Genomic DNA, 25,486 nt, shown 5'->3' with positions numbered 1-25,486 from the left:
GGGTTGGCTCCTAGTAGGCCACTTCGGCTCGCAGGTAGAGCCGATCCTGATTCTCCGTCGAGTCGGCCGTCAGCCCCAAGCCGCTGAAGCCCAGGAGTGTGTACCCGGCAGCCAATCGCAGCCGCTCATCGACCCGGTATGCCACTTCCGCCCTCACCGCCGTCAATCGCTCACCTTCCGGGGATGCCGTCCTGCGTGCGAGCTCCGCGCCTACTTCCAGTCCTCCCACCACCCGCACCGCGGGGCGCACCGTGCCGGTCCACACCCAGCGCACGGAGTCCTCGAGGCTGGAGCGGCCCGCGTGCAGGCCCGCCGCCACGGAGAGCCGGTCTCCCAGCTTGACGGCCGGCAACAGTGAGAAGAGCTGCAACGCCCGCTCGCCAAATGCGGCGCGTGCGCCGGGCAGCAGCTCGCGGGTGAGGCCGTAGCGCGCCACCACCAGCCACGGCCCGGGCCGCCAGGCAACCGCCGCGTAGCCCTCGACGAACCTCGCCTCCAGCGCCTCCACATCCACGGTGCGGGCAAAATCCACGCGGCCCGAGGCCGTCACGTCCTCGCGCAGCTCCGCCTGTGCGGCCAGCGCAACCACCGTCTGCAACCGGTCCACCGGCGTCGGGTCCCCGCGCTCCGGCGTGCCCTCCTCCCGGCGCAGCTCCACCCGGCCCTCCACGCGGAGGCGCTCCAGCACGAGCTGGCCGAAAACACCGGCCGCGTCGCGCTTCAGCGCGGTGTCCACGTCGAGCAGGCTGCGCACGCCGCGCTCGTACCGCGCGCCCACGCTGAAGCCGCCCGTCACCTGCTGCTGGAGTCCCACCGCGCGAGCCAGCCGCACGGAGGTGGCGTCATGCGCGCCCACGTCCTCGACGAAGAGCGCGGTGCCGCTGTCCGGCAGCTCGGTGCGCGCGCCCGTCAGCGTGCGGCCCGCGCCGAAGTCCGGCCCGTCCACATCCACCGAGTAGCCGCCGTAGTACACCTCCTGCCCGCTCCGGGACTCCACGTTGGCCCACGCGCGCGGGCCCAGTTCGGGGCCCCAGCCGCCGTGCACGCCCACGCGGGTGTCCTTCGCCACATCCACGTCCACGCCCGCCGAGGTGAAGGTGTCGTCCATCCGCCCCGGCCCCTCGCCGTGCAGCGCGAGCATCTGCCGGTGCGCCGCGCTCAGCTCCATGCGCCCGAAGAGGCGCAGGGAGCCCGCGATGCCCGCGGAGGTCCGGCCTCCGAAGAGGGCCGGCCCCACGCCCGCCACCTCCGCCGCGCCCAGCCGCGAGTCACGCACCTCCAGCCGCGCGCTCCAGAGCACCTCCTCCCAGCCCACGGCCGCGCCCACCGTCCGCGCGGTGAAGGGCGTGTCCGCGAAGGGCTCGCGAGGGTCGGCCGAGCGCCGCTCATCCGCCAGCAGCGTCAGCTCCAGGTGACGGGCCACGGGCTGGCGCAGGCGCAGCGAGGTCTGCCGGAACAGGGCCGCTTCCGTGTGCGCACCGTCCGAGTAGCCCTTCGCGCGCAGGCGGAAGGCCGCGTCCACCGAGCCTCCGCCGCCCAGCGGCCCCGGCCCGCGCACCCGCAGGCCCAGCGCCCCACCCTCCGTGCCGACTCCCGCTGAGGGCCGGAGGAAGCTGAGGCCGCCGTCGTCCGACACGCCGAAGCGGCCGGACTCCACCGCCGTGCCCCGGCTGGAGGCCACCTCCGCCGTCAGCGTGTACGCGCCGACCGTCGCCCGCGCCCGGCCGGTGTACAGCGTGTAGGGCTTGCCCTCGCGTCCCTCGCGCACCGCCGCGAGCCCCAGGCGCGCGCCGCGCCACTCGCCCCACAGCTCGCCGCCAGCCGTGTCCTGCGCGTCCGCCGGCCGCAGCGCCGCGTAGTCCACCACCAGCACCGGCTCGGGTGACTCGGTGGGCGAGTCCGTGCGCAGCCAGGACTCGCCCGCGATGAAGGACAGCGGCCGCGCCAGTAGGATGCGGCCGGAGAAGTAGTCGATGTCGTAGTCGCGCCCGCGCACCAGGTGGCGCTCCGCCAGCGGCAGGCCGGTGACGCCGTCGCGCACCTCCAGGCGCACCAGCTCGGAGCCCTCCGATATCGACACCGCGCCCAGGTAGTAGAGGCTGCCGCCGGTGGCGCGCAGCTCCTCGTGCGCGGGCACCGCCGTCAGCAGGCGGCTCGGGTCCGAGAGGCTCCCGCCGAACACGTCCACGCCCGCGCGCGCCGTCGAGTCCTGGAGCAACTTCGTCTTCAGCTCCGCGTACGGGCCGAAGAGCGGCCGGTGGTAGCGACCCACCTCACCGTCCTGCAGCAGTGCCCGGTACGTGCCCAGGCCGGCGCGGCCGTAGTCCTCATGCCGGGCCTCCAGCCGCAGGCGTCCCTCTGGAGCATTCGGCGTCAGCGCCACCGAGTCGTCGCCCCACTCGACGGGCGTGAGGTCGATGTCCGGCACGCGCTCGAAGCGCTCGGGCAGGCGCGGGCGCAGCCAGTCCGGCAGGCTGGCACCGTTCAGCGTGCGGCCGTCGGTGTCGCGCAGGTCCAGCTCGCCCACGAGCTCCACGTCGGCCAGCCGCAACTCGGCGTGGGCGGAGCCGCGGCCACGCAGCTGCACGTCTCCGTCCGCGGGGGCCCAGGTGGCCTCCACGTCCAGGAGGCCCACCGCGAAGGGCCTCGCGGCGGCGGCAATCTCCAGCGTCTCGTCGCGTGGCGGCTCGCCCGGCACCTCCAGGTGGAGCGGCACCGCGTTGTGGCCCGGCTCCAGCGTCACCAGCACCTCCACGCTGCCGTCCGGCCCCACGACCTGTTCGCCCTTCGGCGTGCGCACGCGGGTGCCTTCCGGGGCCTCCAGGCGCAGCCGGGTGGTGCCGCTGGCCACCTGCTCATCGCGTCCGGCCGGAAGCTGGAGCGAGCCCGCGGGCTCCACGGCACGTGGCGCCACCAGCCATCCGTCATCGCGGCGCACCACGTCCACGCGCTGGCGGAAGAGGCGCACCGCGCCGTCGGGAGCGGTGGCGGTAATCGCCAGCGTGTTCGCCCCCACCACCAGAGGGACGAGCGCGCTCCACGCGCCCTGCGCGTCCACCTCCGCCGCCACGCCCGCCACGGTGACGCGGTCGCCCGGCGCCGCCTTGCCGGCCACGCGGAAGCGGACGGCGCCCTCGCCCGCCACCAATTCGGCCACTGGCGGCGCGGCCGCGTAGGAGAGCACCAGCGGCGGCGCCTGCGTGGCCACGTTGCGCACGGCGAAGTCCTGGAGGAGGGCGGCACCCCACGGCACCTCCACCGTGGCGGCCTCCGGACGCACCCGGCTGGCGGCCGGCAGCGAGCGCGGGTCCACCTTCAGCCGCTGGCGGCCCGGACGCAGGTGCAGCCCACCCGTCGCATCCGGCATCCGCGAGTCCACGCCGTTGACGTGGTAGCGCCCATGCGCATCCGTGCGCACCTCGCGGCCGGTGGTGAGCACCAGCCGCACGTCCGGCAGGCCCGGCTCGTCGGTGCCACAGCGCCCGTCGCCGTTCACGTCCTGGCACACCCGGCCGGCGATGGTGGACGCCAGCGACGCCGTGTCCGACGACAGTCCCTGCGCCGCCGACACGAGGGGCAGGAGCAGCGCGGCCGCAAGCAGCATCAGCCCATGCCTCATGGCCGCACCTCGGCCAGTGCCGTCACGCCCGTGCTCACATCCGCCACGGAGACACCGATGGGGCCCGGGGCCCCCCGCACGGTGAAGGAGGTGCGCCCGTCGTGGACCTCTTCCGCCACGCGCTCACCGCCGGACAGCGCCACGTGCACCTGACGGCCCTCCAGGACCTGCCCGCGCGAATCCTCCACCCAGTACGTCACACGGGTGCCCTCCACCTTCAGCCGCACATTGACGGGGACCTCGGGCGCCAGCCGCACGGTCTGCGACACGGCGGGCGGCACGAGCGGGGATTCCAGCGGATACACCGGCCCCTCCGCGCCGAGCACGTAGACGGTGCGCGCCAGTCCCGGCCACACCCCGTGCGACACCTGCAACGTCCCGGTCCGCGGCGGCCCCAGGCGCACCGTGCCGTCCGCGCCCGTCACCACCAGCTGGCCGTCCACGCGCAGCGGTTGCGCCGGCACGGGCAGTCCCGCCAGGTCCGATACGCCCGCGTAGAGCGCGCCGCCGTCCCTCCACACGGAGATGCGCGCGGGCTCGCTCCCCGCGGGCCCCCAGGCGCGTGCGCCCACGGCCACCTCCGCCGCGTCGCCCGACAGAGGCGGCGTCCACGTGCTGGAGAAGGTGCCCGGCGGCGACTCCACTGGCGGCGAGAAGCGGCCCACCGGAGCCCGCGGCTCCACCACCGCTCCAGGCCGCGGGCGGCCAAACGCATCGCGCGCCGTCACCCGCACTTCCGCGCTCGCACCGTGGTGCACCAGCGCCTCCGACACGGACAGCCCCACCTCCGCCACCGGACCCTGCACCAGTTGCAGCGCCAGCTCCTCGCGCGAGCCGGCGCCGCGCTGGGGCCACGCGGCGGTGATGCGCTCGTCCTCGGCCAGCGCGCGGGGCGAGGTGTAGCGCCACTCCAGCAGGCCACCTTCCGCGCGCACCGGGCCGCTCAAGGTTCCGTGCCGCGCCTGGGCCGTCACCCGCGCGTCCGCCACCGGCTGGCCGAGCGGGTCGCTCGTCGCGCACACCAGCCGCGCCTGCGACGCACCGTCCGCCGGCAGCCGCTGCGGTTGCAGCACGCACGCCAGCCCGTCGGTGGGCGGCAGCATCAGGTCGATGGGCATCCGCCGCACGTTGCCCACCCGGTCCACGACGCGGCCCTCGCCCATGCGGTGCCCCGGCGGGACGATGATGGGCAGGCGGAAGCGACCATCCGACCCCGCCGCCACCGGGCCGAAGGACGTGCCCGCGATGTCGATGGAAATCTGCGCGTCCGGCTCCGTGGTGCCCGGCAGCGTCACCGCCGCGGCGAGCGGCACCAGCACGCGGCCGTAGGCGCCCTGGATGGACTGCGGGTGGGGCCACGCGGAGAACGCCACCAGGATGGCCACCTCCGGGTAGCGCGTGTCCGGCAGCACGTAGCGGGCGCGGTAGGTGCCCGGCCCCGTCCGCTCCAGTCCCTCCACGCGGCCGATGCTCGCGCGCACCACCGGCGGCGCGCCGCTGTCATCCGCGGTGCCGTCCGGGCGCTGCATGCGCACGGTGAGCACCGCTTCCTTGTCCTTGCCCTTCACCGGCGCGGCGGGCTCCAGCGCCAGCCGCACCTCGGTGGCCGGCGGGCCCACCCCGTAGCGCGCCTGCGCCTCCAGTCCGTCCACGCGGGCGCGCACCACCACCTCGCGCGCGCCCGGCTGCGGCACCACCACGAAGGTGCGCAGCGGCGGTTGCTCGGGGCCGTCGCGCAACTCCGCGCCCTCCGCCACCACCGACGGCGCGACCAACGGAACCGGCGCGCCCGACGCGTCCCTCCGTACCAGCGCCACGGGGAATCCATCCGGCGCCACGGCGGACAAAGGCCCGAGGAGCTCGAGCGTGTCCGCCCAGGCCGGGGCGCACAGCAGTAGCAGGGCGACGTGGAGGAACCGGTTCAGGCGGCTCCAAGTCTACAGGGCACGGCCTCCGCGCCGAAGTTCCTTCCGTCGCATCGCCACGAACGCGCGCCGGGGGCCCAGCAGCCACACCGCCGTGAGCATCATCCCCATCAGCGCCAGCGAGCCGCCACCCGTGCTGCAGCCACCGGGAATCGGCCCCGCGCCACGCACCGCACCGTCGGGCACAAAGGTCAGGGGTGACACCGCCTTGGCCTCGAGCGACATGGGCGAAACAAGCTGCCCGGGGATGACCTGCGCGTCGGGCGCCAGGGGCTCGGACGCCTCGTCCTCGTCCTCGCAGACCGGAGGCATTCCATGGACGCGGACGCGGAACGTAGTTCCGGGCTTTCCGGAGATCTGAGCGGTCAGCGTGTTGTGGCCGTCCGTGGCCATCACCATGCCCTTGGCGATGAGGGACACGTCTTTCTGGAACTGGTCGGGTGACACCTTCACGTGGCCATTGAGCCACACCCAGCCGGAGGTGGCCGGCAGGCCGCTGAAGCCGTTGTCCACACAGATGACGCCCACGCCCTTTCCGGCGAAATCAAGCTCGGCGCCGTTGGGGGCACCGGTGGTTCGCGTCACCTCCAGCGTGGTCAGCAGCGGCCAGTCGTCCGGCGTGTAGCAGACGTCGATGGGGAGCCGGTCCACCTCCTCGAAAGGCCGGCACGGGCGCTCCGACGGAAGCTGGAAGGTGAAGGAGTGCACGTTGAAGTCGCCGTTGGCCGGCGCCGTCCACACCACGCGCACCGTGCCGTCCCCGCTCATGCTCAAGTCGTTGAGGTTCTCGTTCTCCGGCCCGCTCGTCAGCACGTAGAGGGTCTGCGACTTCAAGTCGTAGAGCGCGATGTCGAAGTCGTTCTTCTCCGGCGCCCTGCGCTCGAAGGCCACCAGCGAGCCGCTGATGCTCGGATTGGCGTCCAGCCCTGGCAGTGCCAGCCGTTGCTCGACGCCGCCGCCCACCGGCTTCCAGTAGATGTCCCGGTCCGAGACACCGTCCACCATGCGCGTGCTGGCGTAGACCACCACCTCGCCGTTGGTGTCCGGCTGCGACTCCTCACCCTCGGTGCCGGTGAGTGCCTGCGTGGTGAAGCCCGCGCCGTTCCACCGCGCCTCCCAGATGTCGCACGCCTGGCTCTGCGTGTTGCACTTGGCCCAGACCACCGTCTTTCCATCGGGCGCCACCGCCGGCGTGCGGTCCTGCAGCGCATCCTCGGTGAGCCGGGTGAGTGTGCCGGTGTCCAGGTCGAACGCGGCAATCTCCGGCTGCAGCGTGTTGCCAGTGAAGCCGAAGTCCTGCCACGCCACCGTGCGGCCGCCAATCACCGCCGCGCGCCGGCTGCTGCCCTGCTCGGGCGCCAGCTCCACCGGCGTGGAGCCCGGGGCCACCACGTCGAAGGTGTAGATGGAGCTGGAGGCGCCGACGCGGGTGAACACCACCGTGTCGCCGCTCACGTCCGACACGAAGTCGAAGGCGCCCCCATTGGGGATGGCCGCGTCGTGCTCCGTCACCAGGTCGTGGTAGCGAATCTCGCTCGTGCCGCGGACCTCGTTCGTATAGGCGACCAGCGGGCCGCTGACGTGGGGGTCCGTCTGGTCTCCCGGTCCACCGTTGACGACCTTCGCCGTGCCGGTGATGGGGCGCGCCTGCATCTGCGCGAAGGCGGGAGACAGCGCGGGGAGCAGCGAGGAAACCAGGGCCAGTGTCCGCAGCATCGGAAACGACCTCCCGGAGAGACCGAGACGACGACCCAAGCCTGCACAAGGCACACGGGACCCGGCATATCCGGTACTGGCTTCCCACGGCGGTCACGGCCGGCCGGACTTCAGGCCCCGCGGCTTTGCGCACCAGGACTTTCGTCCAGGATTGCCCTTGAACAGGAACGACTGCGGAGGAGTCTAGGGAGCCCTTGGACCAGGGGTCAAGGCGATCGGCCGTCTGCCCGCACGGTCTTCTACCGGGAATCGTTGTTTGCTTGATTCCAGATGTCCGGATCCGTCTTCAAAGGGGGCGGCGTGGTGTCGACGACCACGTCCTGCTTGTCCCTTTGTTCAATACGCTTCACTCCGCCGTCCACCCCTCCGACAGCCCCCACTCCGACGGCGCGGACGTCCACGGTGTTGCGGCCCTCGCGCAGCACCACCTTGCGCTCGAAGTGGCCCTGGGCGTCCGGCGCCACCGTGACACCGTCCACCTCCACGCGGCTGCCGGGGACCGTCTGTCCACGCACGAGCAGTTCGCGCTCGCGGCGCGTGCGCTCCACCGGCCAATCCACCTTGAGCAGGAGGCTGCTGGGCACCGTCGCGGGCTCGGACGGCGCCTGGCCGGGGCGGATGACGGCCTGCTGACCCGCGCGGACGATGACGACCTTGCCCTGCCCGAGCAGCGTCACCTCACCCTCGCGCGTGCCCACCGCCACGGTGCCCTGGCCGTTGTTGCTCATGGTGAAGGCACCGCTCTGCTCGAGGGTGGCCACCGCGTCCGCGTTGGCCGCCTTCACCTCGAAGGTGTGGCGCTGGCCGGGACGCACGACGGCCGTCGCCATACCCTTGCCGAGGAGGATGCGGGACACGGACTCCGTCAGCGCCTCCACGGAGATTTCCGTGCCGGGGTCCATGCGCACTTCCACGGCCTCGCCGCCGATGAGCATGGCGTACGAGCCGTCCTGGGTGCGCACCTTCTCGTTGCGGCGCAGGGCCGCGCCCACCGTCGCCGGGCGCCAGGTGCCGTCCGGGTGCTGCACCTCCACGGTGCCGGACACCTCGGTGAACTCCAGCTCCAGGGGCTTCTTCTCGGTCGGAGCCGGCACCGCGACGGGCGGAGGCGCGGGCCGCGGAGGAGGAGGCGGCGGCTGGCGCAGGAAGACGAACCACCCCACCGGCAATGCCGCGAGAATCAGCACGAGGCCGACGAGGAAGGGCGTCTGGCGGCGGGGTTGGGCCATGGGCAGCCTCTCTAGCTATCACAGCCCATGCGGGGCCTCACGCCTTCGGCAGCGTCACCGTGAAACAGGCTCCCTGCCCTGCTTCCGAGCGCACATCGATGGTGCCCTGCGCCTCCGTCACCACGCGCCACACCACGCTCAGCCCCAACCCCACGTTGGACCACACGTCCTTGGTGGTGAAGAAGGGCTCGAAGATGCGCGGGCGGATGTCCGGGGAGATGCCCCTGCCCGTGTCCTCCACCTCGAAGAAGGCGCGGCCGTCGCGCTCCCCGGTGCGCAGGGTGAGGCGCTTGACGGGCGTCTTCAGCATCGCCGTGCGCGCGTTGGACAGGAGCGCCAGGACCACCTGGGACAGGTGCCCGGGGTCCGCGCGCACGCGGCCCAGCCCCTGCGTCAGCTCCGTGACAAGGGTGATTCCCTCGCTGCGCGTCTGGTGCTCCGTGAGGCTGAGCGCGTCGCGCACCACCGCGTTCAGGTCCACCGGCCGCAGCTCCGCGCGCTCACGCTGCTGGGAGAAGCGCAGCAGGTTCTGGGTGATTTCCTTGCAGCGCTTGGCGCTCTGCTCGATTTTCTGGAGCGTGCCCAGGTCCGGGTCGGACGCGCCGCGGTCCAGCATCAACAGCTGCACGTTGCCGAGGATGCCCGCCAGCGGGTTGTTGATTTCATGCGCCACCCCCGCGCCGAGCTGCCCCACCGCGGCCAGCTTCTGCGCTTCCAGCAGCTGGGCCTGGGCGGCCTTCAAGTCGGAGGTGGCCTCGTCCACGCGGGTGCGCAGGTCATCGTTCCACCGCATCAGCCGGGCGCGGGCCTGCTCCAGCTCGGCGCCCATGCGGTTGAACGTCGTGGCCAGCTCGCTCAGCTCGTCCTGGCCGCGCACCGTCACGCGCTTGTCCAGCTCGCCGCGCCCGTAGGCCTCGGCACCCTCCACCACGTCCGCGAGCCGGCGGTTGAGGCCACGGGTGAAGAGGGCCCCCAGCCCGAGCAACACGAAGAACGTCGCGCCGATGGAGAGCAGCACCGTGCGCCGCATGGCGCTCACCGGCGCCAGCGCGGTGGCCTCGTCCACCTCCACCACCACGTCGAAACGCAGGCCCTGCGGCACGCGCGCCACGCTCACCCGGCGCGCGGGGGACTCCACCCGGAAGCTGCGCACGGCGTCCGGCAGCGGCGCGGTGGGCGTGACGAGGTATGCGGTCAGCTCCGGCGCCAGCACCTTCATCCGCCGCTCGGGGTCGGAGCTGGCCAGCACGCGCCGGTCCTCGTCCACCAGGTCGATGCGCCCCAGTCCTCCGGCCGCGCGGCGCTTCAGCACCGTCTCCAGCTGAGTGAAGACCACCTCCGCCAGCGCGTACGGAGCGCCCTCCCCTTCGGCCAGCTTCACCACCACGGCCACCGCCGCGCGTCCGTCGTCGCCATGGACGTACGCGGTGCCCAGCGCCGCCTGACCCTTGCCGCCGCCACGCAGCGGCTGCACCGGCACCGAGCGCACCAGCCGCTCCAGCCGGTCGGCCTGGAACGCGGGGTGCCCGTCCGCCGCCTGCGCCCGGAAGACGGGCGTGCCCACCGGCCGGCCCTCGGCGTCCAGCTTCAGCACGGCGCTGACCGTCGGGGACTGCCCGTACAGGAGGCGCAGCCCGCCCGCCGTCTCCGCGTCGGTGGCGGCCTGCCAGTCGAACAGCTCCGCCGAGCGGGCCAGCGCGTCCACCACCTCCATCAGCGAGGTGCCCACCGCCTCCGCGGTGGCGCTGGCCTGGGAGCGCTGCTCGGCGTCGATGCGGGCGGCGAGCTCGGCCTCGGCGCGCGAAAGCAACAGGAAGCCCACCGCGGCGAGGGGAAGCACCGTCGCGGCCAGCATGAAGAGGACGAGCTGTTGGTAGAGCCTCATCCGGCCACGGAGCGTACCACCCGCTCCCTGTCGCTGCGCAGGAAGACGGAGCCGGCAATCGCCTTCGCCCGCTTCTTCATGTCCGCCGCGCGCCGCGCCAGCTCCGCGTGGTCCTGCGAGCCGTCCGTCATCACCGCCACCACGGACACGCTCATGATGGGGAAGTGACGCTTCTCCCCGAAGCGGTCCTCCGCCTCGATGTGCCCGCGCTCCCGGTCCTGCCGGTCGTAGTAGAGCGGGATGATGCGGTCGAAGGTCTCGATCGCCTTCTGGCAGATGCGGTCCACCGACTCCGTGGAGGTGATGAACACGAAGTCGTCACCGGCCACGTGGCCCAGGAAGTCCCCGGGCGCGCCGTCCTGCGCGAAGATTTCGCGCATCAGGTCGCCCGTCTGGCGCACGACACCGTCCGCCTTCGCGAAGCCGTAGTAGTCGTTGTAGGCCTTGAGGTTGTCCAGGTCGAGGTAGCAGAAGGCGAACGGCCGCCGCGCCACCAGCCGCCGCTGGACCTCGCGCTCAATCGCGGTGGAGCCCGGCAGCTGCGTGGTGGGCGACGCGGACAGCTCCTGCTCCTTGCGCCGCATCACGCTCTCCACGCGCGCACCCAGCTCCAGCGCGTCGAAGGGCTTGGTGAGGTAGTCGTCGCCGCCCAGCTTGAGGGCGCGCACCTTGGAGGACGTCTCCGCGCGGGCGGAGATGAAGATGACGGAGATGTGGCCGCTGGCGCGCTCGGCCTTGATCTCCTCCAGGAAGACGAAGCCGTCACCGTCCGGCAGCGTCACGTCCAGCAGGACAACGTCCGGCCGGCGCTCGCGCAGGGAGCGGCGTCCCTCTTCGATGGAGCCCGCGGTGGCCACGTCGAAGCCGATGTTCTCCAGCACCTCGCGGCAGATGGCGGCAATCTTCGCGTCGTCGTCCACCACCAGCACGCGCCCGTGCGCGGGGCCCGAGCGGCCGCGCACCAGCGAGTCCACCGTGGCCAGCAGCTTGTCCGACGCCAGCGGGCGCACCAGGAAGGCGTCCGCCCCGGCGCGGAAGGCGCGCTGCCGCTCGTCGAAGGCGGACGTCACCAGCAGCGGCGCGCGGCGCGTCTCCGGGTCGTGCCGGAGGATTTCCGCCAGCCGCAGCCCGTCCACGTCCGGCAACCGCACGGAGACGATCAGCATGTCCGGGTGGTAGGCGCGCGCGGAGGCCAGGCCCTCCTCGGCATTGAAGGCCAGCCGCACGTCGTAGCCGCGCCCCATCATCAGGGCCTTGGCGATGTAGCCCACCTCGGGCTCGCCCTCGATGACCAGCACCCGGCCCCGGCTCTCCTTGCGGCGCGGCTGCACCGCCACGCTCTCCGCGCCGTCATCGCCTCGCAGCTCGGGGGGCGGCTCGGTGGGCAGCACCGCCATGAAGCGCACGCCGTCCGCGCAGGGCTCGCACCAGACGCGGCCGCCGTGGGCCTCCACGATGTTGCGGCAGATGGCCAGGCCCAGACCGGTGCCGCGCACGGTGCGGTTGGCCTTGGTGCGCGCCTGCTCGAAGCGGTCGAAGATGCGCTCCAGGCTCTCCTCGGCGATGGGGTCTCCGCTGTTCCAGCAGGAAATCACCACGTAGCCCGGCAGGCTGGAGGTGGCGTGCAGCTCCACCCGCACGTCGCCGCCCTCCGGGGTGAACTTCACCGCGTTGTTGAGCAGGTTGTTGAGGACCTGGTTCAACCGGTTGGGGTCCGCCATCGCCCGCAGGGGGTGCCGCGGAAGAATGGACTTCACCAGGATGCGCTTCTCGCCGAAGGCCGGCTGGTACTTCTCCACCACCCGCTGAATCACCTCGTCGAGGTACGCCACCTCGAAGTTCATCTGCAGCCGACCCTTGGCGAACTTCGACAGGTCGAGCAGGTCGTCGACGATGGAGTTGAGCTTTTCGGTGGAGTCCTTCGCCAGCGACAGGTAGCGGCGCTGCCGCTCGTTGATGTCGCCGGCCATGAAGTTGAGCACCAGGTCCAGCGCGCCGGACATGGACGTGAGCGGCGTGCGCAGCTCGTGGCTCACCATGGAGACGAACTCGTCCTTGCGCTCCTCCAGGCTCTTCTGCTCGGTGATGTCGCGCAGCACCACGCACACCCCGCGCAGCGTGCCGCGCGCGTCGCTCACCGGCGTGACAGTCACCTGCACGTGGCGGTCGAAGAGCTTCACCTCCTCGCGCAGCACCTGGTTGCCGCTGTACTCCCAGCCGCGCACCAGGTGGAAGGGCTGGAAGCCCAGCCGCTCCTCCATCATCCGCGTGGTGTGGGCCTCCGTGTCGTCCTCCGCCTGGAGCAGGCGGCGCGCGGCGGGGTTCATCACCACGATGTCGTTCTTCTCGTCGGTGAGGACCACGCCGTCCGCCATGGACTCCACCATCCGCTCCATGCGGTGGCGGGCTTCCTCCTCCGCCGAGCGCAGGGACTGGATGGCGTCCGCCGTCTGGTTGGCGAGCACGTCCAGCAGCACGCCGTCGTCCTCGGTGAAGGCGTCCGGCTTCTGGCTGAACAGCGACAGCATGCCCACCGGACGCCCGCCGGCCACCAGATTCACGGTGAGCTGGCTGGGGTAGACGGTGGTGGCCTCGGCGTCCTTCGTGGTGGTGCCGGCCACGCGGGTGATGACGCGGTCCTCCGGCAGCAGCAGGCCGCTGCTCTTGCGGTACGCGCCGAGCATGGACTCCTTCACGCCCAGCAGCGCCTGCTCCCCCACCGTGCCGTGGCAGCGCAGCCGCAGCGTGACGCTGCCCGACGAGTCCGGGGCGATGAGCGCCGCGCCGCAGTCGTACGGCAGCACCCGCGCCACGGCGATGAGCACGCGGTCGATGATGTTGTCGTAGCTGGCCGGGTCGTTCGCGGAGGCGCGGCTCACCTCGTAGAGGACGAAGAGGGCCTCCACGCGCTGGTGGAGCTGGCGGATGAGCCGCTCCTTGTCGCGCCGCAACTGCGTGAACTCCACCGCGTTCTTCACGGTGATGACCAGGTCGTTCACGTCCCACGGCTTGGTGATGTACCGGTACACCTGGCCGCGGTTGATGGCCGCGATGATGTCCTCCGGGTCCGTGTACCCGGTGAGCAGCAGCGCGGTGACGTCGAAGCCCTCCGCGCGCACCGTCGCCACCAGCTCGATGCCCGACATCTCCGGCATCCGCTGGTCCGTGATGAGCACGTCCACCGTTTCACGACGCAGGATGTCGAGCGCCGCTGCGCCATTGGGCGCGGTCAGGACGCGATACCGGCGCTGGAACATCCGCGTGAGGATGTCCAGGACGTCGGCCTCGTCATCGACGAACAGCAACGTGTGGCGGGGCTCGGACAAAGCGGGCGGAATTGTACGCAAAGATCGTCGTCCTGCCTCAAGTTGTGAGAAAGGCGACTGCTCAGCACGCACGGAGGGTGCGCAGGGGGACACTGAACGAATTGACTCTACACGTATGTTCAGGGAGAGTGGATACTGAAAGCCTGTTGCCTGGACGTCCGTGCCCCTGGCAGGACGCCAGCAGAGGGAGGGAGCGCATGGAAGAGCTCACGGAACGCCAGCGCGAGATTCTCAGCTTCATCGTCAAGGAGACGGAGACGCGGGGCTTCCCGCCGACCATCCGCGAAATCGGCGAGCAGATGGACATCCGCTCGACCAACGGCGTGAACGACCACCTCAAGGCGCTGGAGCGCAAGGGCTACCTGAACCGGGGCGAGCAGCAGAGCCGCTCCCTGGTGCCCACCAAGCGGGCGCGGCTGGCGCTCGGCCTGGGTGCGAAGAAGGAAGCCGGCATGGTGGAGGTGCCCCTGCTGGGCAAGGTCGCCGCCGGCGCGCCCCTGCTCGCGCAGGAGCACATGGAGGACTCGGTCAAGATCGACAGCTTCCTGCTCGGGGGCGTGAATGGCCGCGAGGTCTTCGCCCTGCGCGTGAAGGGCCAGTCGATGATCGACGACGGCATCCACGACGGCGACTACCTCTTCGTGAAGAAGACGCCGTCGGCGCAGCCGGGCGAAATCGTCGTGGCCCTCATCGAGGACGAGGCCACGGTGAAGCGCTACTACCCGGAAGGGGATCGCATCCGCTTCCAGCCGGCGAACGCCACCATGCAGCCCATCTACGTGAGTCGCGCGGACTTCCGCTCCACGATGATTCTGGGCCAGGTGGTGGGCGTGTACCGCAAGCTGCAGGGCGGGCGCGTCTAGGCGTCAGTCCAGCTTGGTGGAGACGATGGGGTCCTGCTCTCCCGTGTTCCACGGCAGGGCGGGCCACCAGGGCGCCAGGGCCGGAGGAGCTTCCGGCTCGACGCTCTCCCCCGGCTTCGGGACGAGCACGCGCTGACCGGCCTTCCCGGCGGCCGCGAGCACGCGCTCCATCGGCTCCGTCCAGCCGTGGGGCGCGAGGCTGAACAGCCCCCAGTGCACGGGCAGGAGCACCTTTCCCCGCAGTTGCTGGTGGGCGAGCACCGCCTGCTCGGGACCGATGTGCCAGTCCGGCCAGGCGCTGTGGTACTGGCCCACCTCGATGAGCGTGACGTCGAAGGGCCCCAGGCGGGCGCCGATGTCCTTCATCGCGGGGAACAGCCCCGTGTCCCCCGAGTAGTACGCACGGTGCTTCGGGCCGAGCAGCGCGAAGCCGGCCCACAGCGTGGCGTCCTTGTCGATGCCCGTGCGTCCCGAGGCATGCCGTGACGGCGTGCAGACGATGTCGAGCCCACGCACCTGCGTGCGCTCCCACCAGTCCAGCTCGACGATGCGCGCGGGCGGCACGCCCCAGGACTCGAGGTGCGCGCCGACGCCAAGCGGGACGATGAAGGTGGTGTCCCAGTCCTTCATGGCCACGACGGTGCGGTGGTCCAGGTGGTCATAGTGGTCATGGGAGATGACCACGGCGTCGATTTTCGGCAGCGCGTCCAGCGCGACGGGCGGCGCGTACCACCGCGTGGGCCCGGCCCACGTCAGCGGCGAGGCCCGGTCGCTCCAGATGGGGTCCGTGAGCACGCGAGCGCCGTCCACCTCGATGAGCGTCGAGGAGTGTCCGAACCAGGTGACGCGCAGGCCCGTGGCCGGGGGAATCTCCCAGAGGCGCGGGTCGACGGAGGCGGTGGCGAGCGGAAGCTGGGTGGGGCTCGCGACGGGGCTCGCGTTGAACATGGCCGAGATGGAGCGCCCGAAGTCGTTGTAGAGCGGCTGCGGGTTCTCGAAGTGGCCGTCCTGCCACTGCGGGGAGTGCTCCATCCGCTCGCGGCGTGCGCCTGCCGCACGGCCACCGAAGGCCGTCCAGGCGCTGGCGAGGGTGCCCACGAGCGCGAGGGCCACCAGCCCCCCCAGCCAGCGGGCCGCGCGGGCAAGGCCGCGACGAAGATTCGAGGGCTTCACGAGTGGTTCTCCTGGGGCACGGACTTCACGTGCCGGCGTCCCAATAACGACGAGCCGGGCCAGGCGCCGCGTGTCGCGCGGCTCACGGACACTTCTTCACACCGGCATCGGCCGCGGTGGCGCGAGCGCATGCGGACTGGAGCACGGCGGCGTCCTTCAGCTCACGCGCCAGGCGGGCGGTGGTGAGCTGGAGCTCGGCGTCCTTCACGTGCTCCTGCTCCGCGCTGAGGCTGGCGAGGATGCGCAGCGCGTCCGGCTTGCGGTCCAGGTCCGCGAGCAGGTCGGCCAGCTCGCGCAGCTCGCGGGTGTCCTTGCCGGAGACGGACTCCAGGGCCGCGTTGAGCTCGTCCAGCGCGCCCTCGCGGTCCTGCATGGCGAGGTGGATGCGCGCGAGCGCGACATGCACGACGGCCCGGTTCTTGATTTTGAGCGACTCCTTGTACGCGGCGATGGCGTCACCGGGCTTGTCCAGTCGCATGTGGATTTCCCCCACGAGCTCCCAGAGCGTCGGGTCCATGCGCGAGCGGCTCGCGGCGTCCTTGTAGGCCATGGCGGCCTCGGGGAGCTTGCCCGCGCGCACGAGGGCATCCCCCAGCGTGGACAGCACCTCGGTCGTGCGCACGCCTTCGCCCACCGCGCGGTTGGCGAGCGCCAGCACCTCGTCGTTCTTCCCCTGCTGCGTGAGCACGTCCAGCGCGCGCATCGTCAGCAGGGACTTCGTCTCGCCGAACGCGGCGGTGGCGGCGAGCATGAAGTGGCGGACGGCCTCGTCCTTCTCGCCCTGCTTGAGGTGCAGCTCGCCGAGGGACTCGAGCGCGTTGTAGTCGTTCGGATAGAGGGCGACGGCCTTGCGCAGGGAGCTCTGGGCCTCGGGCACCTTGCCGAGCTGGGCCTGGATGAAGCCCAGGCGGCTCCAGTTGGTGGAGCGCTTGGGGTCGAGCTTGATGGCCGCTTCGAACTCGGCGGAGGCCTCGTTGATGCGGCCCATGGACAGGTAGACCTCGCCCCGGGCGGCGGGCAGGCGCGGGTCGTTGGGGAGGATCTGCCTCATCGCCTCGAAGGAGGCGAGGGAGGCCTCGAACTGTCCCTGGAGGTACTCGGCGGTGCCCTTGAGGTAGAGCCCCTCGGCGTGGTCCTTGGGGTTGACGCGCGGGGGGCCTTCGTCACATGCGGCGGCGGCGAGCAATAGGAGCAGGGGCAGGAGGCGCGGGGACATGGAGGCTCCGACTCTCAGAAGTGGTAGGCGATGCCCGCGTTGAGGTCCAGGTTGAGGCCGTCACCGAGCTTGGACTCGGCGAGGCCCATCACCGCCTGCGCGACGTTGGTGCCGACCTCGAGCTGGAGGCCCACGTGGCCGGCGATGAGGTACTCGAGGCCGCCGAAGCCGACGACGGTGGGCAGCGGGCCGGTGGACTGGAAGATGCCGAAGTCGCCGAAGGACAGCTGCACGCCCAGGCCGAAGCCCCAGTAGGGACGAAGGGGCTTCGCCAGGTTGTGGTAGTGGCGAAGGCCCACGAGGCTGGGCAGGACGTTGAGTCCGCCCTTGGCGCCCTCGGTGTTGGAGCGCACGTAGTTGAAGCCAATCTGCGCGAAGCCAACCCACTCGGGGTGGAACCAGTAGCCGATTTCCAGATCGCCGCCCGGGTTGAGGGTGGCGAGGTTGTCGATGAAGTTGTTGTTGATGCGCAGGCCGAGCACGAAGCCACCGCCGCCCGTCCTGGGGCCGCCCAGGAGGGGACGACCCGAGCCCGTCTCCCCGGGAGTGACGAGCGCGGCGAGAAGCTCATCGGCGACGGCCTCGGCGGTGCGCAGGAGGGTGTCGGCCTCGGGGGCTTCGGCTCGAGGCTTGGCCAGGCTGCGGCCTCCGATGGTGTCGACGAGGCTGGCGGTGAGGAGGTACTGGTCGCCGAAGCGGTCCAGGCGGCCGGTGATGATGTAGCGGGCGCCGGTGATGGAGGACAGCTCCTGGAGGCACGCGCCACGGTCACAGGACTTGATGCCGAGGAGCTGCCGCTGGCGCTCCGCGTCGAGCACGGTCTCGATGTCGCGCTGGGAGAGGACACGCAGGCGCGAGGACTCGGCGAGGCGCGAGGCGATGAGGGACGTGACTCCGGGCGCGGAGTCGCGAGCGGACTCGTTGGACTCGAGCGTCAGCACCGCGACGACGAGGGCTTCCTGCTCGGGCTTCGGCGCGGGAGTGGCGGCCGGTGTCTCCACGGCGGGCGGCGTCACCGGGGCCGGCGCGGGAGCCGGCGCCTCGGCGGCGGGAGCGGGCGGGGCACTGCCCTCGGCGGACGGAGCCTGCGCACGAGCGACCGTGGTCAGGAGGATGGCGAGGGAGACAAGCAACGGGAGGGAGCGCGGCACGGCGCGAGACTCTACCCCTACCCGGGCCTCCCACGGAGAGGGAGGTAGCGGGCGACAGCCGGTACCCGAAAATCGCTGGGCAGGCTGGCGGCCGTCCGCACGCCCACGCAACCTACGTGGGCCCACTCCGAGCTATTCAGGTGGGCGCAGCTCTTCGGGAAGCGGCGTTCTAAGAAACTCCCACCGGTCAGGCAGTCTCACGACGGTGAAGCCCTCACCCGCGATGCTCACGAGCGCGCCGTCCGGAGCCGCGCCGCTCGCAAGCCAGGCATCGGCCTCTGTCCGGGACGTGAAGGACTGAGCGACGAGTGCCGCGCTGGTAGCGGGAGCGAAGTACTTACGAAAGTACGCCCGGTACTCACCCAGCTTCTGGCTCTCCCGAAGATAGACCAGCGCCCCCGCGGCGATGTGGAGGGCTTCGTCCTCCAAGGAGCCGTCCGGGTACTTCTCGTTGATGGTGCCGATGATGCGAATGATGGCATCCACATCGAAGTCTGGGTCGTAAGTCATCTTCCCACCTGTCACAGCACAAGCGGCACCAGGAGCAGCGCACCGCTGCCTCCTGTAGCCACGATGAAGGCGACACCCGCAACGATGACGACAGTGCCGACTGCGACTTCGGCCTTGTGCTCCCCCAACCACGAGAGCGCCCTGTCTACATCCGGGAACTCCAGGGTGTGACGAGGCCTGTTCCGCTCCTCTTCCTCCTGCTCCTGGACGCACTTCACGTAGTCCGCCAGGCAGGTCCGGGTGCAGTAGGCATGGTGCCAACCATCTCCCTTGCGATGGGGATATGGCGGGGTCGAGTTCCAGCACTTGTCAAAGCACTGGATCTGCTCTTGATGGCAGTCCCGAGTGCCAGAGCCGCCGACTCCCTGTGCATCCTCGGAGATGACATAGGTCCGCGCATGCACCGGACGCTGCGCGTGGCCACAACCCGTGCAGAGCGCCAGGGCGACCAGCAGCGCGCATCCCCTCATGTGAACTCCATCACAAGGCATCGGGTGAGCGGGAGAAGTGCTCCAGACAGGCGCCCGCCGCGGACTCAGGAAGACGGCATGGGGCCGAGGTAGTCCAGCGGGTCCATCGGCTTGCCGTCCAGGCGGACCTCGAAGTGCAGGTGCGGGCCGGACGTCTTCCCGGACTCGCCCACCGTGGCAATCACCTGCCCCGCCAGCACCCGCTGCCCCGTGCGCACGCGCAAATCGCGGTTGTGCGCGTACAACGTAATCAACTGGCTCGAGTGCTCGACGATGACGATGTTGCCGTAGCCACGCTGCTCGCCCGCGTAGAGCACCGTGCCCTCCTGCGCGGTCTTCACCGGGCTCCCCGCGGGCGCGGCCAGGTCGATGCCGTCGTGCGGCTCCCTGCCCTTCTTCCCGAACCGCCCGTACAACACGCCCTTCAGCGGCCAGTCCAACATGCCCTGCGTGGCCACTCGCGGCCGCGAGCCCACACCCGGACGCGACGCCGGACGCGAGCGCGACGGCGGCTCCTCGCGGCGCGCCACCACCGGCACACTGCGCCGGGGCCCGCCTTCCGGGGACGTCCGCACCGGCTCCGAGTCCGCCTCGGCCAGCACCTCATGCGCCTCCGAGGGAGCACTCCGCTCCACCCCGGGGACGGTCAGCTCCTGTCCCACCGCGAGCGTCCACGGCGCCTTGATGCCGTTGGCCGCCCCCAGCTCCTCCACCGTGAGGCCGTACGTCTTCGCGATGCGATACATCGTCTCGCCCGCCGCCACGCGGTGGCGCACGGACACCAACTCCGGCTCCGCGTGCGCGGACCTCAGGGCGAATGGGAACGGGCTCCCCTTCCCCGTGGACACCGTCCCCGAGGACGTCCCGGCGGGCGCCGCGCCCTTCACGTCATCCGCCGGGGCCCACGCCGTGTCCGGACCGGGTGCGGCCGCCCGGGTTCCCGCGCAGCCGGCGAACAGCACGGCCACGAGGAACACCCGGAGCGCCCCACCCGCTCGGCTGGACACGGAGGACTTCAACGCTAGGCACCGTCCGGTTCGTGCCGGTCGAAGCCCTCGAGCCGCCACCCCGCCAGGTCACCCATGCGCCCGTGGTCCGTCAGCTCGAAGTGCAGCGGCGTCACGGAGATGCGCCGGTCCAGGTGCACCGCATTGCAGTCGCTGCCCGGGATGTCCTCGTGCTGGTACTCGCTGCCGCCAATCCAGTAGTACTTGCGGCCCCGCGGGTCCACCTTCTCCACCACCTCGTACCCGTAGGTGTGCCGGCCCTGGCGCGTCACCACGTAGCCGTCCGGCTCCACCCCACCGGGGATGTTCACGTTGAGGAGCATCCTCGGCGGCAGCGGACGCGCCAGCGCGCTCGCCACCAGCGAGCGGGCGAAGCGGGCCGCCGGACCGAAGTCGAACTGCCCCCGGGCCACGAGGCTGAAGGCGATGGCGGGCACCCCGAGGATGGCCCCTTCCATCGCCGCCGCCACCGTGCCGGAGTACATGACGTCTTCGGCCAGATTCGCGCCGTGATTGATGCCGGAAACCATGAGAGCCGGGCGATCATCCTTCAGGAGGTGGTTGATCGCCAGATAAGCGCTGTCCGCCGGGGTGCCGTCGATGGCGAACCACCGCTCGCGCACCTCCTTGATGCGCAGCGGCCGGTGCAGGGAGATGGCGTGCGAGGCGGCGCTCTGCTCGCGGTCTGGCGCCACCACCCACACCTCGCCCAGCGGTGTCACGGCGTCCACGAGTGCCTTGAGGCCCTCGGAGAAGTAGCCGTCGTCGTTGGAGACGAGGATGCGCGGTTGCTTGTCGCTCACGGGCTCACTTCTTCTGCGCCAGGGAGCGGAAGACCGAGCGGCCGGCGTAGCGCGCGGACGCGCCCAGCTCCTGCTCGATGCGCAGGAGCTGGTTGTACTTGGCGACGCGGTCCGAGCGCGACGCCGAGCCCGTCTTGATCTGCCCGCAGTCCAGTGCCACGGCCAGGTCGGCGATGGTGGTGTCCTCCGTCTCGCCGGAGCGGTGGCTCATCACCGACGTGTAGCCCGCCTTGTGCGCCATGCGCACGGCGTCGAACGTCTCCGTCAGCGAGCCAATCTGGTTCACCTTCACCAGGATGGAGTTGGCCACGCCGGTCTCGATGCCACGCCCCAGCCGCTCCACGTTGGTGACGAAGAGGTCGTCGCCCACCAGCTGCAGCTTGTTGCCCAGCGTGTCGGTGAGCTTCTTCCAGCCGTCCCAGTCATCCTCCGCCATGCCGTCTTCGATGGAGATGATGGGGTAGCGCTCGGACAGGCCGCGGTAGTAGTCGAGCATCCCGGACGAATCGAACTCCTTGCCCTCGCCCTTGAGCTTGTACTTCTTCGAGCCCTTGTCGAAGAACTCGCTGGCCGCCACGTCCAGCGCGAGGAACAGCTGCTCGCCGGCCTTGAAGCCCGCGGCGTCGATGGCCTCCATGATGAGCTTGAGGGCCTCCTCGTTGGCCGGCAGGTCCGGGGCATAGCCGCCCTCGTCGCCCACGCCGGTGGCCAGCTTGCGGCCCTTCAGGATCTTCTTCAGCGCGTGGAACACCTCCGCGCCCCAGCGCAGCCCTTCCGCGAAGGTGCTCGCACCGGCGGGCACCACCATGAACTCCTGCACGTCCACGCGGGTGTCCGCGTGCGCGCCGCCGTTGAGGATGTTCATCAGCGGCACCGGCAGGGTGCGCGCCTGCGCGCCGCCCACGTACCGGTACAGCGGCAGACCGTGCGCATCCGCCGCGGCGCGGGCGCAGGCCATGGACACCGCGAGGATGGCGTTGGCGCCCAGCTTGCCCTTGGTGGGCGTGCCGTCCAGCTCCAGCATCTTCTGGTCCACGGCGAACTGGTCCGCCGCGTCCATGCCCACCAGGGCCGGGGCCAGCACGTCCATGACGTTCTTCACGGCCTTGCGCACGCCCTTGCCCAGGTAGCGGCCCTTGTCGCCGTCACGCAGTTCAATGGCTTCGTGCTCGCCGGTGGACGCCCCGGAGGGCACCGCCGCGCGGCCGCGCGAGCCGCCCGTCAGGTGGACCTCGGCCTCCACGGTGGGGTTGCCACGGGAGTCGAGCACTTCACGCGCAAGAATCTGAGCAATCTCGGTCATAGGCGAGCGTTTCTAGAAGAGGGCCCCGGAGCGGGCAAGCATGCTCGCATCCGGCACTGCTACAGTGTCCACCCGTCGAATGCCGCCCAACCGCCGCAATGCCCCCAAGGGGCCTGACCCCCTCCTTGCCCAGCGACGCCGGGGAGCGCTGCTGGGCCTGGCCGTGGGCAACGCCCTCTCCGTGCCCACCGCGCACCGCCCCCTCATGGCGGTGTCCTTCCCCACGCCCGCCGAGGGCCCCTACCTCAAGCTGATGGGCGGGGGGCCACACGAGCTGCGCAAGGGCCAGGTGACAGAGGAGGTGCAGCTGGCGGCCTGCCTCGGACACAGCCTCAGGGACTTGAGGCGCTATGACGCCGCGGACGCGCTCCGCCGCTACCGCGCCTGGCAGCCCCACGCCTTCGACGTCAGCGAGCCGATGAAGGAAGTGCTGGAGGAATGCCAGCAGGGCCTGCCGCTGGGCGCCGGCCGCCGCGTGTGGCTGCGCGCCTACCGTCAGCCCTCGGGGGTGGGGAGCCTGGCACGCACCGCGCCCCTGGGCGTGTACCTGGCGGGCGACACCGCCGCGCGCACCCAGGCCTCGCTGGAGGACTCCGCCCTCACCCACTTCGACCCGCGCTGCCAGCTCGCCTGCGCCGCCTTCAACGCGGCCCTGGCGCGCGCCGTCACCAGCGGCGCGGAGCTCAAGCCCGAGGACCTCCTCGTCGCCGCGGAGTCCGGCCTGCTCGTGGCGGGAGCGGCGCTCGGGCGCTCCGCCAGCGACTACGTCCAGGAGGTGACGCATGCCTCCGCCCTCCTCCGAGAGGACCTGGTGCTGGCCCGCCAGGAGGACCCGTGCCTCTACGGTCCGGAACTGCACCTGCACCGGCCGCTGCACGCCGTGCGCGTCGCCTTCCGGCTGGCCTTCTGGGAGCTGCTCCACGCCCCGAGCGCCGAGGCCGCGCTGCTCGACGTCGTCCACCGCGGGGGCGACACGGAGGCCCACGCCGCGATTACGGGGGCGCTGGTGGGGGCCTTCCACGGCGAGGAGGCGCTCCCAGCCGACTGGCGCAAGGGCGTGCTGGAGGCGCTGTCCACGGTGAAGGGCCCCCTCTGGGACGTGTACCACCCGAGACACCTGCTGGCGCTCGCCGCGGTGTGAGGGGTCGGGCCCGTAAGGGCCGGGCGCCAGTTCCCCAGCCCCTGGATGCGCGAAGCCCGCGGGGGGCTGTCCTCTGGGGAGGACTCCCACCGCGGGCTCGGTGACACACGTCGCGGCCGCCGGGCCGCGCGTTGGAATCAGGACAGCAGGTCGATGACCACCACGCCCCGCTGCGGCTTCTCGTCCTCGGTCTCGGTGCGGCGCCGGGGGCGGTCATCAGGAGCGGGCAGCGGCAGCTCCACCACCGGCCTCTCATGGTCCTCCCGGCGGCGCTCACGTCGCTTGATTTCTTCGATGATGAAGGCGTCGAGCATGGGTCTTCCGTCTCCCTCAGCCTACGTACCCCGATGTACGCCCGCCGTCCCGCCCCAATACCATTTCCACCAGTCTCAGATGCAAATTAAGAACCCCGGTTCCTCAACGGGTACATCGCAGCCATCTCGCACGGTTGCTCGTCCGCCACCCGACATCCAGGCCAGGGCGACCCTGGCGCAAATGTCAGGGATGGCGAAATACCGCCCGGACGATGTTCATTCTAATGCCCTCGAACTGGCCCGCAAGCGGTCCAACTCATGGGCAGACCCGGGGCATTCGGGGCGGCAAGGCCCCTTCCCGCCGGGGCCGTCTGCCCGCCTGCTCCCAACGGGCATGACGGCCTGCGTCAGACGTCTTTGGGGACCTTGGGGTGTCTTCAGGCACCCTCGGCGCGGCGCTTGAATGCCTCCAGCATCTTGGGGAGCGAGGTATCCACCAGGGCATTGACGACGGCCTTGGGCACCAGCAGGCCCAGGGCCATCTCCACGTTGTAGGTGGCGCGCGTCTTGCCCTCGCCCTCGGGCTCCAGCACCCAGCTGCCCTTGTTGTCCTTCATCATCTCACCTTCGATGAAGGACCATGCCATGCGGCGGGGGCGCTCCTCGGTGACGCGGATGGAGTAGCGAATCGTCTTCACCACGTCGACCTTGTAGTGGAGCTCCAGCGTGTTGCCCTGCCGGTTGGCGGCGCGGACCTCCTTCACCTCCGGCAGGAACTCCGGGTAGCGGTCGTACTGGGTGATGACGTCGAAGACCTTCTCGACAGGAGCGTTGATGACGATGGTCCGCGTGGCGCCAGGCATGGGTGACTCCGTCTCCGGGAAGCGGCGTGAGGGAACGGCCTAGAAAGCGTACCCCGGCTTCTTGTCGAACTTGTGCACGGACTGGATGAAGCGAACGGTGCCCGTCTTGCTGCGCATGACCACCGAGTGCGTCTCGCAGCCGCCGCCGAAGAAGCGCACGCCCTTGAGGAAGTCGCCGGTGGTGACACCGGAGGCGGCGAACATCACCTCGCCTTTGGCCAGCTCCTCGGCCGTGTAGATCTTGGACATGTCGCTGATGCCCATCTTCTTCGCGCGCTCGATTTCGTCCTGGTTGCGGGGGACGAGCCGGCCCTGCATGTCGCCGCCGGTGGCGCGGATGGCGGCCGCGGCGATGACGCCCTCGGGGGCGCCGCCGATGCCCATCAGCACCTCCACGCCGGTGTTGTCGAAGCAGGTGGCGATGGCGCCGGCCACGTCACCGTCCTCGATGAGGCGGATGCGGGCGCCCGCGCTGCGGACCTCCTTGATGAGGTCGGCGTGCCGCTCGCGGTCCAGCACCACCACGGTGAGGTCCTCGACGTAGACCTTCATCCTCTCCGCGATGTTGCGGAGGTTCTCCGTGGGGGACTTGCGCAGGTCGATGGAGCCGCGGGCGCGGGGGCCCACGGCAATCTTCTCCATGTACGTGTCGGGCGCGTTGAGCAGGCCACCCTTGCCGGCCATGGCCACCACGGAGATGGAGCCCGGGCGGCCGTAGGCGCACAGGTTGGTGCCCTCGAGCGGGTCCAGGGCGATGTCCACCTCGGGAGCGCCCTCGCCCCGCTTGCCCACCTTCTCGCCGATGTAGAGCATGGGTGCCTCGTCGCGCTCGCCCTCGCCGATGACGACGGTGCCGTCGATCTGCAGCGCGTCGAAGGCCTTGCGCATGGCGTCCACGGCGGCCTGGTCGGACTCGTTCTTGTTGCCGCGGCCCATCAGTCGCGCGGAGGCGATGGCCGCCATCTCGGTGACGCGCACGACCTCCATTGCCAGGTTGCGATCCATGTGTGTGCTCCTTGAGTGTCCCTGAAG

General features: G+C 71.0%; 19 protein-coding genes. 2 read left to right on the top strand and 17 right to left on the bottom strand.

Translation table 11 applies throughout. From position 1 onward, the window contains the following. Positions 1 to 10: 10 nt before the first annotated feature. From OV427_RS40870 to OV427_RS40845, 6 genes are all read right to left on the bottom strand, one after another. Entirely contained in the window at positions 11 to 3,604 is a 3,594-nt protein-coding gene (locus OV427_RS40870) for a flagellar motor protein (RefSeq protein ID WP_267861643.1), read from the bottom strand. An 11-nt stretch (positions 3,605 to 3,615) separates the two neighbouring features. Next, positions 3,616 to 5,520 carry a hypothetical protein gene (locus OV427_RS40865; RefSeq protein WP_267863552.1) on the bottom strand — a complete coding sequence of 635 codons (1,905 nt, stop codon included), beginning with the start codon at positions 5,518 to 5,520 and terminating at the stop codon, positions 3,616 to 3,618. Positions 5,521 to 5,556: 36 nt separating this feature from the next. Next, positions 5,557 to 7,260 (bottom strand): hypothetical protein, encoded by a 1,704-nt coding sequence (locus OV427_RS40860; RefSeq protein WP_267861642.1) that lies wholly within the window; start codon positions 7,258 to 7,260, stop codon positions 5,557 to 5,559. Positions 7,261 to 7,499: 239 nt separating this feature from the next. Then, positions 7,500 to 8,489: a FecR domain-containing protein gene (locus tag OV427_RS40855; RefSeq protein ID WP_267861641.1), complete on the bottom strand. Its 990-nt coding sequence runs from the start codon at positions 8,487 to 8,489 to the stop codon at positions 7,500 to 7,502. 37 nt (positions 8,490 to 8,526) lie between these two features. Continuing rightward, positions 8,527 to 10,374 (bottom strand): sensor histidine kinase, encoded by a 1,848-nt coding sequence (locus OV427_RS40850; RefSeq protein WP_267861640.1) that lies wholly within the window; start codon positions 10,372 to 10,374, stop codon positions 8,527 to 8,529. Continuing rightward, on the bottom strand, positions 10,371 to 13,700 hold the full coding sequence (locus OV427_RS40845) for a response regulator (protein ID WP_267863551.1): 3,330 nt from the start codon (positions 13,698 to 13,700) through the stop codon (positions 10,371 to 10,373). Before OV427_RS40845 ends, OV427_RS40850 begins: the two co-directional genes overlap by 4 nt. Before the next feature lie 197 nt (positions 13,701 to 13,897). On the opposite strand from OV427_RS40845, the gene lexA reads away from it, so the two are divergent. Continuing rightward, positions 13,898 to 14,563, top strand: a complete 666-nt coding sequence (lexA, locus tag OV427_RS40840) for a transcriptional repressor LexA (RefSeq protein WP_267861639.1) — start codon at positions 13,898 to 13,900, stop codon at positions 14,561 to 14,563. A gap of 3 nt (positions 14,564 to 14,566) precedes the next feature. Here the strand turns inward: lexA and OV427_RS40835 are convergent, their stop codons facing one another. The 8 genes from OV427_RS40835 to eno form a co-directional block, all read right to left on the bottom strand. Continuing rightward, positions 14,567 to 15,736 carry an MBL fold metallo-hydrolase gene (locus OV427_RS40835; protein ID WP_420718324.1) on the bottom strand — a complete coding sequence of 390 codons (1,170 nt, stop codon included), beginning with the start codon at positions 15,734 to 15,736 and terminating at the stop codon, positions 14,567 to 14,569. Between the two features lie 82 nt (positions 15,737 to 15,818). Then, complete coding sequence (locus OV427_RS40830) at positions 15,819 to 16,952, bottom strand: tetratricopeptide repeat protein (RefSeq protein WP_267861638.1); 1,134 nt, start codon at positions 16,950 to 16,952, stop codon at positions 15,819 to 15,821. A gap of 14 nt (positions 16,953 to 16,966) precedes the next feature. Then, entirely contained in the window at positions 16,967 to 18,103 is a 1,137-nt protein-coding gene (locus tag OV427_RS40825) for a hypothetical protein (protein ID WP_267861637.1), read from the bottom strand. Between the two features lie 132 nt (positions 18,104 to 18,235). Continuing rightward, the gene (locus OV427_RS40820; RefSeq protein WP_267861636.1) at positions 18,236 to 18,613 is read right to left on the bottom strand and encodes a hypothetical protein; all 378 of its coding nucleotides are present in this window, start codon (positions 18,611 to 18,613) and stop codon (positions 18,236 to 18,238) included. Positions 18,614 to 18,624: 11 nt separating this feature from the next. Further along, entirely contained in the window at positions 18,625 to 19,083 is a 459-nt protein-coding gene (locus OV427_RS40815; RefSeq protein ID WP_267861635.1) for a hypothetical protein, read from the bottom strand. A gap of 65 nt (positions 19,084 to 19,148) precedes the next feature. Further along, complete coding sequence (locus tag OV427_RS40810) at positions 19,149 to 20,102, bottom strand: M23 family metallopeptidase (protein WP_267861634.1); 954 nt, start codon at positions 20,100 to 20,102, stop codon at positions 19,149 to 19,151. A gap of 2 nt (positions 20,103 to 20,104) precedes the next feature. After that, positions 20,105 to 20,893 carry a 5'/3'-nucleotidase SurE gene (surE, locus tag OV427_RS40805; protein ID WP_267861633.1) on the bottom strand — a complete coding sequence of 263 codons (789 nt, stop codon included), beginning with the start codon at positions 20,891 to 20,893 and terminating at the stop codon, positions 20,105 to 20,107. 4 nt (positions 20,894 to 20,897) lie between these two features. Then, entirely contained in the window at positions 20,898 to 22,196 is a 1,299-nt protein-coding gene (gene eno, locus OV427_RS40800; protein ID WP_267861632.1) for a phosphopyruvate hydratase, read from the bottom strand. Between the two features lie 79 nt (positions 22,197 to 22,275). Between eno and OV427_RS40795 the strand changes: the two genes are divergently transcribed. Then, a complete protein-coding gene (locus OV427_RS40795; protein ID WP_267863549.1) occupies positions 22,276 to 23,337 on the top strand; it encodes an ADP-ribosylglycohydrolase family protein in 1,062 nt (353 codons plus the stop codon). Between the two features lie 137 nt (positions 23,338 to 23,474). Here the strand turns inward: OV427_RS40795 and OV427_RS40790 are convergent, their stop codons facing one another. The 3 genes from OV427_RS40790 to glpX form a co-directional block, all read right to left on the bottom strand. Beyond that, positions 23,475 to 23,651 carry a hypothetical protein gene (locus OV427_RS40790; RefSeq protein ID WP_205520329.1) on the bottom strand — a complete coding sequence of 59 codons (177 nt, stop codon included), beginning with the start codon at positions 23,649 to 23,651 and terminating at the stop codon, positions 23,475 to 23,477. Positions 23,652 to 24,028: 377 nt separating this feature from the next. Continuing rightward, the gene (locus tag OV427_RS40785) at positions 24,029 to 24,454 is read right to left on the bottom strand and encodes a type II toxin-antitoxin system RatA family toxin (RefSeq protein ID WP_164000806.1); all 426 of its coding nucleotides are present in this window, start codon (positions 24,452 to 24,454) and stop codon (positions 24,029 to 24,031) included. A 39-nt stretch (positions 24,455 to 24,493) separates the two neighbouring features. Beyond that, complete coding sequence (gene glpX / locus OV427_RS40780) at positions 24,494 to 25,459, bottom strand: class II fructose-bisphosphatase (protein WP_267861631.1); 966 nt, start codon at positions 25,457 to 25,459, stop codon at positions 24,494 to 24,496. Positions 25,460 to 25,486: the final 27 nt, after the last annotated feature.

The sequence above is a fragment of the Pyxidicoccus sp. MSG2 genome (assembly GCF_026626705.1).
Classification (GTDB): domain Bacteria; phylum Myxococcota; class Myxococcia; order Myxococcales; family Myxococcaceae; genus Myxococcus.
The sequence above is the reverse complement of the archived record's forward strand: the minus strand, read 5'-3'. Positions and strand labels throughout refer to the sequence as shown.

Coding starts and splice junctions, on each gene's coding strand:
- OV427_RS40870 (WP_267861643.1), bottom strand. CDS start 3,604: ATGCTGCTTGCGGCCGCGCTGCTCCTGCCCCTCGTGTCGGCGGCGCAG.
- OV427_RS40795 (WP_267863549.1), top strand. CDS start 22,276: ATGCCGCCCAACCGCCGCAATGCCCCCAAGGGGCCTGACCCCCTCCTT.
- OV427_RS40855 (WP_267861641.1), bottom strand. CDS start 8,489: ATGGCCCAACCCCGCCGCCAGACGCCCTTCCTCGTCGGCCTCGTGCTG.
- OV427_RS40860 (WP_267861642.1), bottom strand. CDS start 7,260: ATGCTGCGGACACTGGCCCTGGTTTCCTCGCTGCTCCCCGCGCTGTCT.
- eno (WP_267861632.1), bottom strand. CDS start 22,196: ATGACCGAGATTGCTCAGATTCTTGCGCGTGAAGTGCTCGACTCCCGT.
- glpX (WP_267861631.1), bottom strand. CDS start 25,459: ATGGATCGCAACCTGGCAATGGAGGTCGTGCGCGTCACCGAGATGGCG.
- OV427_RS40850 (WP_267861640.1), bottom strand. CDS start 10,374: ATGAGGCTCTACCAACAGCTCGTCCTCTTCATGCTGGCCGCGACGGTG.
- OV427_RS40790 (WP_205520329.1), bottom strand. CDS start 23,651: ATGCTCGACGCCTTCATCATCGAAGAAATCAAGCGACGTGAGCGCCGC.
- lexA (WP_267861639.1), top strand. CDS start 13,898: ATGGAAGAGCTCACGGAACGCCAGCGCGAGATTCTCAGCTTCATCGTC.
- OV427_RS40785 (WP_164000806.1), bottom strand. CDS start 24,454: ATGCCTGGCGCCACGCGGACCATCGTCATCAACGCTCCTGTCGAGAAG.
- OV427_RS40830 (WP_267861638.1), bottom strand. CDS start 16,952: ATGTCCCCGCGCCTCCTGCCCCTGCTCCTATTGCTCGCCGCCGCCGCA.
- OV427_RS40815 (WP_267861635.1), bottom strand. CDS start 19,083: ATGAGGGGATGCGCGCTGCTGGTCGCCCTGGCGCTCTGCACGGGTTGT.
- OV427_RS40820 (WP_267861636.1), bottom strand. CDS start 18,613: ATGACTTACGACCCAGACTTCGATGTGGATGCCATCATTCGCATCATC.